Source organism: Maribacter polysiphoniae (assembly GCF_003148665.1).
Lineage (GTDB): Bacteria > Bacteroidota > Bacteroidia > Flavobacteriales > Flavobacteriaceae > Maribacter_A > Maribacter_A polysiphoniae.
Map to the genome: position 1 here is coordinate 1 of NZ_QGGQ01000023.1, position 9,273 is coordinate 9,273.

Annotated in this window: 9 protein-coding genes and 1 pseudogene; 8 read left to right on the plus strand and 2 right to left on the minus strand. The window is 36.4% G+C overall.

Translation table 11 applies throughout. The annotated features are described in order from the left end of the window. The coding region (locus tag LX92_RS21995) for a transposase (protein WP_211315897.1) at window positions 1-266 on the minus strand (266 nt) is incomplete at its 3' end. A 160-nt stretch (window positions 267-426) separates the two neighbouring features. Here LX92_RS21995 and LX92_RS22000 point away from each other — a divergent pair. The 3 genes from LX92_RS22000 (at window position 427) to LX92_RS22010 (ending at window position 4,473) form a co-directional block, all read left to right on the plus strand. Beyond that, the gene (locus LX92_RS22000) at window positions 427-780 is read left to right on the plus strand and encodes a hypothetical protein (RefSeq protein WP_109655180.1); all 354 of its coding nucleotides are present in this window, start codon (window positions 427-429) and stop codon (window positions 778-780) included. A gap of 200 nt (window positions 781-980) precedes the next feature. After that, on the plus strand, window positions 981-3,215 hold the full coding sequence (locus LX92_RS22005) for an AAA family ATPase (RefSeq protein WP_109655182.1): 2,235 nt from the start codon (window positions 981-983) through the stop codon (window positions 3,213-3,215). A 1-nt stretch (window position 3,216) separates the two neighbouring features. Then, a complete protein-coding gene (locus tag LX92_RS22010) occupies window positions 3,217-4,473 on the plus strand; it encodes a DUF2130 domain-containing protein (RefSeq protein ID WP_109655184.1) in 1,257 nt (418 codons plus the stop codon). A 127-nt stretch (window positions 4,474-4,600) separates the two neighbouring features. On the opposite strand, the gene LX92_RS22015 is transcribed toward LX92_RS22010, so the two are convergent. Next, window positions 4,601-4,981 (minus strand): response regulator, encoded by a 381-nt coding sequence (locus tag LX92_RS22015; RefSeq protein WP_170117924.1) that lies wholly within the window; start codon window positions 4,979-4,981, stop codon window positions 4,601-4,603. Window positions 4,982-5,358: 377 nt separating this feature from the next. Between LX92_RS22015 and LX92_RS22020 the strand changes: the two genes are divergently transcribed. The 5 genes and pseudogenes from LX92_RS22020 to LX92_RS22040 all read left to right on the plus strand — a co-directional run. After that, window positions 5,359-6,228: a nucleoside hydrolase gene (locus tag LX92_RS22020; protein WP_170117925.1), complete on the plus strand. Its 870-nt coding sequence runs from the start codon at window positions 5,359-5,361 to the stop codon at window positions 6,226-6,228. Further along, window positions 6,215-7,216 (plus strand): phosphotransferase, encoded by a 1,002-nt coding sequence (locus LX92_RS22025; protein WP_223308465.1) that lies wholly within the window; start codon window positions 6,215-6,217, stop codon window positions 7,214-7,216. The genes LX92_RS22020 and LX92_RS22025 overlap by 14 nt, the downstream gene beginning before the upstream one ends. Window positions 7,217-7,596: 380 nt before the next feature. Next, complete coding sequence (locus LX92_RS22030) at window positions 7,597-8,196, plus strand: DUF6642 family protein (protein WP_109655190.1); 600 nt, start codon at window positions 7,597-7,599, stop codon at window positions 8,194-8,196. A 195-nt stretch (window positions 8,197-8,391) separates the two neighbouring features. Then, complete coding sequence (locus LX92_RS22035; protein ID WP_211315903.1) at window positions 8,392-8,976, plus strand: O-methyltransferase; 585 nt, start codon at window positions 8,392-8,394, stop codon at window positions 8,974-8,976. A gap of 103 nt (window positions 8,977-9,079) precedes the next feature. Further along, a pseudogene (locus tag LX92_RS22040) lies at window positions 9,080-9,273 on the plus strand (IS256 family transposase); the annotation flags it as partial.

A 9,273-nucleotide genomic window follows, 5' to 3' on the forward strand; every position in this document is an offset into this window, starting at 1 on the left:
TCAAAGCTGCTCTGCCTGTCCTGGGGCGTATCGATGTCGAAGGTGCCGTAGCCGCTCTTGATCGTCTTCTTGCCCTTGCCGTTGCGTTTGTTGCCCTTGGTCCTTTGAACTTCGTTCAAATGCCCCTCCATCTCGGCCTCAAGGGCCTTTTCGATCACGTTCTTCAGCATTGGGGCGAAAGCACCTCCTTTACCGAAAAGGTTCTTGCCGGACATGAACTGGTCAAGCACCTTCTTTTCGAATTCTGTTTGTTCTTCTTTTCTCATGATTCTGTCTGAATAAAATTAATACTTAAATTTATTTCAGACAGAGTTCAGTTTACACCCTCCTTTAATTTTATGGTCATCAACTCGTAATTTTGGATTACTTCCTTTTTTTTCAAGTTTATCATTTAATACTTTAGGTAATGTTCCAGATGTTACAACATTGGCAGGAGATATTATACATGCAGGAGTGCCAATACCAGCAATAGGTGATATTTATGATTCTCTGATAGCGGTTACTGATATGTACTTCCCTAGACATAATAATTCGTCCTTTCAACCATTGGTTACTACAAATGGTAAAATTCCGGCAATAGTACTAGCTCATACGTTTGTGGGTTTATTAATATGTGAGGAAGCTAATAGGGGTGATCGTTGGTTTTCCAGGATAGTTAGGATGGATGAATCAAAGTCTAAAGCACTAGGGGCGGCAATGCCTATAGCATACTTTGCGACAAAAAATTTCCCTTGGGGTGTTGAAATGAGTAAACAAGCTTCTCGTAACTTAACTCTTTAGTCACGCCAATTGTACATATATTCGATATTGCATTTTACTACTTTTTTATTTTCCTAACGTTTTTCCGTAATTATTTACTTGTTAAAATTTCATAAATTTAACTGCCTCATTTACTTTCCAATGTTTAAACAGAGTTATATCACTATTGCTATGGTTCGAATACCGAATATCTAAATTATCTCGAACAATAGAATTATAATATGTCTAAAAATATTACAACAAAAATCGAAGCTACCAATCTTGGGCCACATATAAATTTGAGCAACTCATTTCCAATGAGCAAATTAAAAATTGGGGTTTTTGCTAATAATGGTACAGGTAAAACTTTTCTAAGTAGAGCTTTTAGACTGATTAATAACAATGATATTGAACATGTAAACAAAATACTAACAATCAACCAAAGCAAAGGTCATTTTAAGCTAAAAATAAGTGAACAAAAAGAAGGTACAACAATACATAAAAATTTGTCAATAGATGTAGAGAAAAATAAAGTAGCGAAAATTTCAAACGATACAGATTACATTTTTCACGTTTTCAATAGTGATTATATTCGGGAAAATATTGAGGAACTCAAATTTCAACCAGATGGAGAAATAGATGGTTACATCTTGGGGAAAACCAAAATTGACTTGACAAACGAAAAGAAAAAAGTAGAAATCATAAGTAAAGATATAATTGCTAAATCTACAATTCTAACAGGGGCTGTCAATACAGGAAAAAAAGAACTTGATAAGCAGCATATAAACAAGGGAACCAGTGAATATAAATTTACTGTTAGAAACGTCTATGATGGAGATTTATCCCATAAAGAAGAAAAGAGTTACGAAGAATTGGTTCAATCTAACAAGACTCTTGCAAAAACACCTGATGATTTACCAGATATTAGTGAAATAGAGTATGGATTAGATGGTAATTTTTTAACTGATATTGGTGTTTTACTAGAAACTTCATATTCTAAAAGTGAAATCGCACAAACTTTTAAGGACAAAGTTTTAACTAAGCAAATATTTATCGAAACAGGTCTGGCATTATTACCAGAAAAACCGGAGGCTGATACTGAATGCCCGTTCTGTGAACAAATATTGCTAAACGATGCCTTAGATTTGATTGAAAAGTATAATGATTATTTAGAAGATTCGGAAGCAAAAGTTTACACTGAAATAAAAAACGCAATCAAAGCTCTTGATAAATTTGAGAAGGATATTCTAAATTACAAATCTGCTTATCTACAGTTAAAAAATGAATTCGATTCTAATAAAAAGTTTATTCCGTCTTTGGCGGATGAGCAATTATTAGAACCTGAGCAAATAGAATTGGCTGAGGACATAAAGACTTTAAATCAATTACTGAATAAAAAGCTGAAAAATATTGAACAAGAGATAAATGAAAAACAATTTAAAAAACCATTCAAGAATATAATAAAGCAGATTTCTTTTCTTGAAGCTAACGGAATAGCTAACAACAAAAAAATAGGCAGCTTTAACACAAAGAAAAATAATCTTAAAGATGAAAAACTCATACTTAACCGAAGACTATGCCGGGCAATGTATCTTAAAATAAGGAAGGAACAAAAATCCTTAATTGAGGATATTGGAAAATTAAATATTAACAAAAAAACTTTGCAGGCGGAAATTGCTAAAAAAGAAAGCAAGGAAAAGGTAAGTAAAAAAGATAAAGTCCTTCAAAACCTAAAATCCTATTTAAAAGTTTTTTTTGGTAATAAATACAGTGTTGATGATGACTTCTGTTTTAAATTTAATAAACATGCGTTAGTTGATAATGCAACCGACGTTCTTAGTGATGGAGAAAAGAGTATTGTTGCTTTCTGCTATTACATTGCGGATGTATATAAAATTGTGGAAAGAGATGACGATTACAACAAATTATTTTTCATAATCGATGACCCTATTTCAAGTTTAGATTTTCATTATGTATACGCTATATCTCAAACTATTCGAAATCTCCATAAAAATTTAGATGTTGAAAGGGTAAGGTTCATAGTTTTAACGCACAATCTTGAATTTATGAGCATATTAATAAGAAATAAAATAATCGATATGCCCTTAATTTTGGCAAATCAGAAATTAATGAAATTATCGAGACAATTAGTAATGCCCTATGAAGAGCATTTGAGAGACATTTATGGGGTTTCAAATGGTGGTATCCCAACACACACTACGCCTAATTCTGTGCGGCATGTTTTGGAAACCATAAATAAATTTGAAGCGCCAGATAAACTTTTACAGGATTATTGTGATGGCAACAAAATACTTGGAGATAATGAATTTATTTATTCACTAATGCATGATGCTTCTCATGGCGGCCTTAGAAACCAAAAAGCATATACAGATGAGATGATTCGGGAGGGTTGTGCCGTTGTAATTGAGTTTGTTAAAACAAAATTTAAAGGTCAAATTAATCAAATTACTGCATAGTATGAGTAAAAGCAGAGAAATAGAATGCCCTAATTGCGGAACATTAATTGATGTGCAAGATATTCTGGCACATCAACTTGAAGATGAGATTAAGCAAAAGTATCAGGCTCAAATAGCTGAAGAGAAGAAAAAATACGAATCTGAACAAGAAAAACTAAAACTGGAAAAAGCAGAATTTTTACAAAAGAAAAAACAAGAAAACGAACTTTTTCAAGAACGTCTAGAAAACCAATTAAAAGAGAGTAAGAAAGAAATAGAGTCTAAACTTAAGTATAAGTTAAAAGAAGAGCAATCTGAGCAATTTAAGGTTCTTCAAAATGAGCTGAATGAGAAGTCCGAACAGGTAAAAGAATTAAATCGTTCCAAAGCTGAGATTGAAAAGTTAAAGCGAGAAAAAGGTGAATTGAAAGAAGCCGTAGAAGCGGAAGCACAAAAAAAACTGAATGAAACGCTTTTGGCAGAAAGAGAGAAGATAAGGAAAATCGAGGAAGATAAGAATGAACTTCGTTTTAAAGAAATGCAAATGCAATTGGAAGCGCAAAAAAAATTAACCGAGGAGATGAAGCGTAAGCAGGAACAAGGTTCAATGCAGTTGCAAGGAGAGGTACAGGAATTGGCTATCGAAGAATGGTTGGCAGCCAAGTTTCCATTGGACACAATAGAAGAAATAAAAAAAGGAGCTAGAGGAGGAGATTGTATTCAAATTGTAAATACACGAACAGAACAAAATTGTGGTAAAATTTACTATGAAAGCAAGCGCACAAAGGACTTTCAACCCAGCTGGATAGAAAAATTCAAAAATGACATTAGAGAAAGAGGGGCAAACATTGGTGTTTTAGTTACTGAAGTAATGCCATCTGATATGGAGAGAATGGGTTTAAAAGAAGGTATTTGGATTTGTAATTACGATGAATTCAAAGGTCTTTGCAATGTTCTTAGAGAATCAATTGTTAAAGTAAATTTGGCTCTAAGTACTCAAGAGAACAAAGGTGATAAAATGTATATGCTTTATGATTACTTAACCAGTAATCAATTCCGTATGCAAATAGAGGCTATTGTTGAAGGTTTTACCTCAATGAAAACCGCCTTAGATAGTGAAAAAAGGGCTATGCAGCGTATTTGGAAAGAACGTGAAAAGCAAATTGAAAAAGTAACCAACAATACCATCGATATGCATTCATCTATTAAAGGAATAGCAGGAAATGCAATTCAATCTGTAAAAGCATTGGATTTGCCTGAAGGTGATGAAATATTCTAGATTGTTTCTGGCCTAAGAAAATTATAGCTCCTAATTCTGGCCCTAGACACTTATTATGCAACCCTAGCCAGTCCTGAACAAAGTCGAAGGGATAGGAGGGAGTGGCGTGGATTCGTTGCCCTGACGGTTAGATAAAGCAGGCGGATTGCCCATATAATTGATTGTAAACCATATCAATGGTATGGTTGAACTCAGTTTTTGTAAAGGGCTTTTTGATAAAATCGGCACACCCAAGTTCCCTAGCTTCAGGCTCAAAGCCTTGTTTGGTAGAACTGGATATAAAAGGCACGCGGTTTCCGAACATTTCAAGAAAGGAAAATCCATTCATACCCGGCATTTCAATATCGGACAACACCACCTGTGGTTTTGCGGTTTGTATATAAACCCAAGCATCATAAGAATCAAGAAAAGAGGTTGTGCGACCAATTAAAGGGTGGGTTTTGGCTAGCTTTTCAGCCAAGGATAACCATAGATAAGAGTCATCTACGATGATCAGGTCAAGTTTCATAAGTTTTGATTTAGGAACCATAAAGCTATCCTATTGTTTCAGAATGAGGAATTATTTTGGACGAAATGAGCATTAGTATCTTTAAAAGTCCATATCCGATGATTTTTCATCTTTTTGAATGTTCAATAAAACGCATAGTTTGCAACTACGTTACGTCCGGCAAGGCAAGCCCCATAAAAAATAGATGCTTTCAAGATGACGAAAGGTAATGTTCGACCAATCCGTACGACCAAACGCAGAATCAACACCAATAAAAAGATTGAATGCAGCAGCAAAAAAATAAACCCTGGATCCTTAAAATCTTGGATTTCCATAAAGCGATCCACATCCCTTTGCTTCAATGGATAATTCCAATATCCCTTTTCGTACAAGTCACGATGGAAGCACAAGTTAAGGAGTTGCGTTTACCCATCATTATCGATGCTGATACGGCCAATGAAGTCGATGATCTTTATGCCATTGTACGGGCAGTTGCTGAGCCCAAATTCAATATTCTAGGCATAACCTCGGCACAATTCCATACGTCGCCATTGGCAACGGATAGTACGGTATATGAAAGCCAACGGATTAATGAAAGAATACTTCGGCTAATGGGTCAGGAGACCATTCCGCTTCCTTTGGGCAGCAATGTACCCCTTAAGCATCGTACGGAACCAGCCCGTTCCCCTGCTTCGGATTTTATCGTTGCCATGGCCCATGGTTTGCCTCCCGGTCAAAAACTGAATGTGGTTGTTTTAGGTGCTTGTACCAATGTGGCCAGTGCCATTCTGCAGGATCCATCCATTGTAAAAAAATTGAAAGTACACTATGTCGGTTTTTGGCATCATGTGGAAACCAATACCTATGACAAAAAGGAATTCAATACGGGAAATGACCCTATCGCGGTAGAGATCCTCCTAAATACCCAAAGTCTTGATCTTACCATAATGACCGCAACGACCAGCCAGCACCTGGTGTTTACAAAAGCGGAAGTAGATGCCAATTTAAAAAATAAAGGGGGGATCCATGATTATCTGATCAACCGATGGGAAACCTATGAACGTTGGTGGACCCAGGAGGACCCGGAAAAGAAAAGCTGGATAATGTGGGATGTCGCGATCATAGAAGCACTCGCCCGTCCCGAATTATCAAAAACCGACACTTTTTCAACGCCTAAGGAAAATACGCAACGCTTTATACACATCCATACGGAAATTAATGTGGAATTTATGAAAATGGATTTCTGGCAAAGCCTTGAAAAAATATAAAATACACAGTATGTACCTCGATGCTACGACCTCAATTTCAGATCTTGAAAGCTATTTAAATGCTATCGGGTTCTTGGACCCTAAAACGGAACAGATCCGCGCTGTTGAAAAGCCGGGTGAGGGTAACATGAACGTGGTGCTTAGAATCCGTACCGATAAGCGTTCTTTTATCGTAAAGCAATCGCGTCCTTTTGTTCAAAAATACCCACAGATCGTTGCACCCATTGAGCGTATTGATGTAGAGTATCGATTTTACAAAGCGGTTACCAATAAGGCCATTGCACCACATATACCGGAAATCCTGACGTATAATGCCGACAACCATGTATTGCTACTGGAAGACTTAGGGGATTGCAAGGATATGTCATACCTGTATGGGGAAAGGAATATCGAGGCTTCCCAACTCGATCAGCTATTGGATATTGCTTCCCAAATCCATACATCCACGCCTAAGGCATACCCTAGGAATATGGAATTGCGATTGCTTAATCACCAACACATATTCGTACTACCATTTCTGAAGGAAAATGATTTCTCCCTGAATACCGTTCAGGAAGGGCTTCAGGAACTCGCCCTTCCGTATAGGAATGATGAACCATTGAAAAAGGAGATTGCAAAGGTGGGGCAACAATACCTGTCTGAAGGCAATACGCTTTTGCATGGTGATTATTATCCCGGAAGTTGGATGGCAAAAGGAGACCATATCTATGTAATCGATCCAGAATTCAGCTTTATGGGTTTTGCCGAATTTGACATTGGGGTTCTGGCGGCCCATAGTATTCTCATTACAATGGATACGGATTGTCTCCAAACCATAAAAAGCAGGTATCCGGGAAGGCTAAACGGGCTATTGCTGGCCCAAGTTGCCGGAATAGAGCTAATGCGCAGGTTAATAGGTTTGGCCCAACTGCCTTTAAAAAGATCTATTCAAGAAAAGAAGTTGCTTTTGGAGCTGGCCCGTGCTTTGATTTTGGACAAAAGCAGTTAAGAGGCTACCAGCCGCAATGATTTATTGCTTTCTAAAAACTTTCTTCTAAAAAGATAATGACCTGGACAAAGGAGACACATAAATACATTAGCACAAAATATCCAGCAATGAACAAACCGAGGCACGAGGTTCATGAATACCCATTTAAACAAATAACCAGCAATGAATAAACCGAAGAAGGCGGATAGGCGATAGCCCAACATTCTTCAAACAAGGTTCATTAATACCTTTAAAATACCATTGACCGGTAATGAATAAACATTTATTATACTAGCCTACGATAGGAGGGAGGGCTATGTGTGTGGAATGGTATTTTATATGAAAATGCTGAAAAACTGGAAGCGTTACCCTAATTTTGTGTTTAATATAATTTCAGAAACTTGTTAGAGAAAAGACAACAATTACCCCAAGAACAATCTTTAGATGCAGCTAATTTCATCTATTGTTTAGAAGCGGTCGAAGAAATGGAAACGGACAAGGTTACCGAAGCGCAAGAAAACTTGGAACAATTAGCCTTGAAATATGGAATAGCAAGCATATATAATACCTGCGACACCATTGAGGGACTGGAAGATAGCTTAAATGCCCTGGTTTTGGATGATCATAATTTTAAGGACTATGAAATCATCTACTTGGTCATACCAGGTGAAGCAAATAGTATATGTTTAAATGACTATTATTATAGTTTCCAAGAAATTGCAGAAATTTTCGAAGGAAGGTTAAAAGGAAAGATTTTACATTTTTCGAATGCAAAAATCCTGGATTTAGACGAAGAGGAAGCACAATATTTTTTGGATATCACTGGCGCAAAAGGTGTTTCTGGCTATGGCAATGAATTTAATGGAATAAGTAGCATAAATCTTGATAAGGCATTCTTCAACTTATTTAAAGAGGATGATACTATGTTGGATGTGGTAGAAGAGTTGCACCAAAGACACTACAACGTCTGCAAATTGCTGGATTTTAGACTGTATTATTAGTGAAACTCAATTTTGGGAAGTCAGTAAGACGCACTGAAAATTGAAAGTTGAACTAATCCCTCCTTTTTTCGGCGGGATCTAGGTTCAATACCCTCTACCCTTGGGTCGATTCCTATTAATGGGTTCAGGGCTTGTCCTGAGGTTTAATACCTTTTATTAATTCTATATAGGGACTGATATTACAATTATATCAACTTGGATTCAACTTTTGTAGCATTTTGCCAGCACACCAACTTTCATGATTATTGTTTCAAAAAATGGCGAAACCAACCTTTGGATTTTAAAGATGCATATCTGTCTATTTCGAAAGATCAAGGACACGATTTAATAAAACTAATTACAGATAATAGACTCAAAAATATTGTTGAATTTGGAACTTCTTTTGGTATTTCAACACTGTTTTTAGCGCAAGGTGTCATTGAAACTGGTGGACATGTAATTACCACGGAATTAATTGAATCGAAAGCCAAAAAAGCAATTGATAACTTTGAAAGGGCAGGAGTGGGCGATCTCATTAATGTTAGAATTGGAGACGCTATGGCAACCTTAAAAAATCATCAAGAGCCAATCGACTTATTGTTGTTAGACGGTTGGAAAGATTTATACTTACCTATATTTCAATTGCTTGAACCTCATTTTCATAGCAATTCCTTTATCTATGTTGATAATGCAGAAATGGTAGAAGCTAAAGCATTTATACATGTTATTCGTCAAAATAGTAGGTATCATTTACAGTCTCAATTTAGTGGAAAAGTAGTATTAATTACTATAAAAAAATAAAATGAATTAAAAAAAAGTATGCACTAATTCATAATACCATCGAGGGTGTAAACTGAACTCTGTCTGAAATAAATTTAAGTATTAATTTTATTCAGACAGAATCATGAGAAAAGAAGAACAAACAGAATTCGAAAAGAAGGTGCTTGACCAGTTCATGTCCGGCAAGAACCTTTTCGGTAAAGGAGGTGCTTTCGCCCCAATGCTGAAGAACGTGATCGAAAAGGCCCTTGAGGCCGAGATGGAGGGGCATTTGAACGAAGTTCAAAGGACCAAGGGCAACAAACGCAACGGCAAGGG

Excerpts from the sequence above, each read along its gene's own strand:
- LX92_RS22020 (WP_170117925.1), top strand. The coding sequence starts at position 5,359 with ATGGAAGCACAAGTTAAGGAGTTGCGTTTACCCATCATTATCGATGCT.
- LX92_RS22005 (WP_109655182.1), top strand. The coding sequence starts at position 981 with ATGTCTAAAAATATTACAACAAAAATCGAAGCTACCAATCTTGGGCCA.
- LX92_RS22010 (WP_109655184.1), top strand. The coding sequence starts at position 3,217 with ATGAGTAAAAGCAGAGAAATAGAATGCCCTAATTGCGGAACATTAATT.
- LX92_RS22015 (WP_170117924.1), bottom strand. The coding sequence starts at position 4,981 with ATGAAACTTGACCTGATCATCGTAGATGACTCTTATCTATGGTTATCC.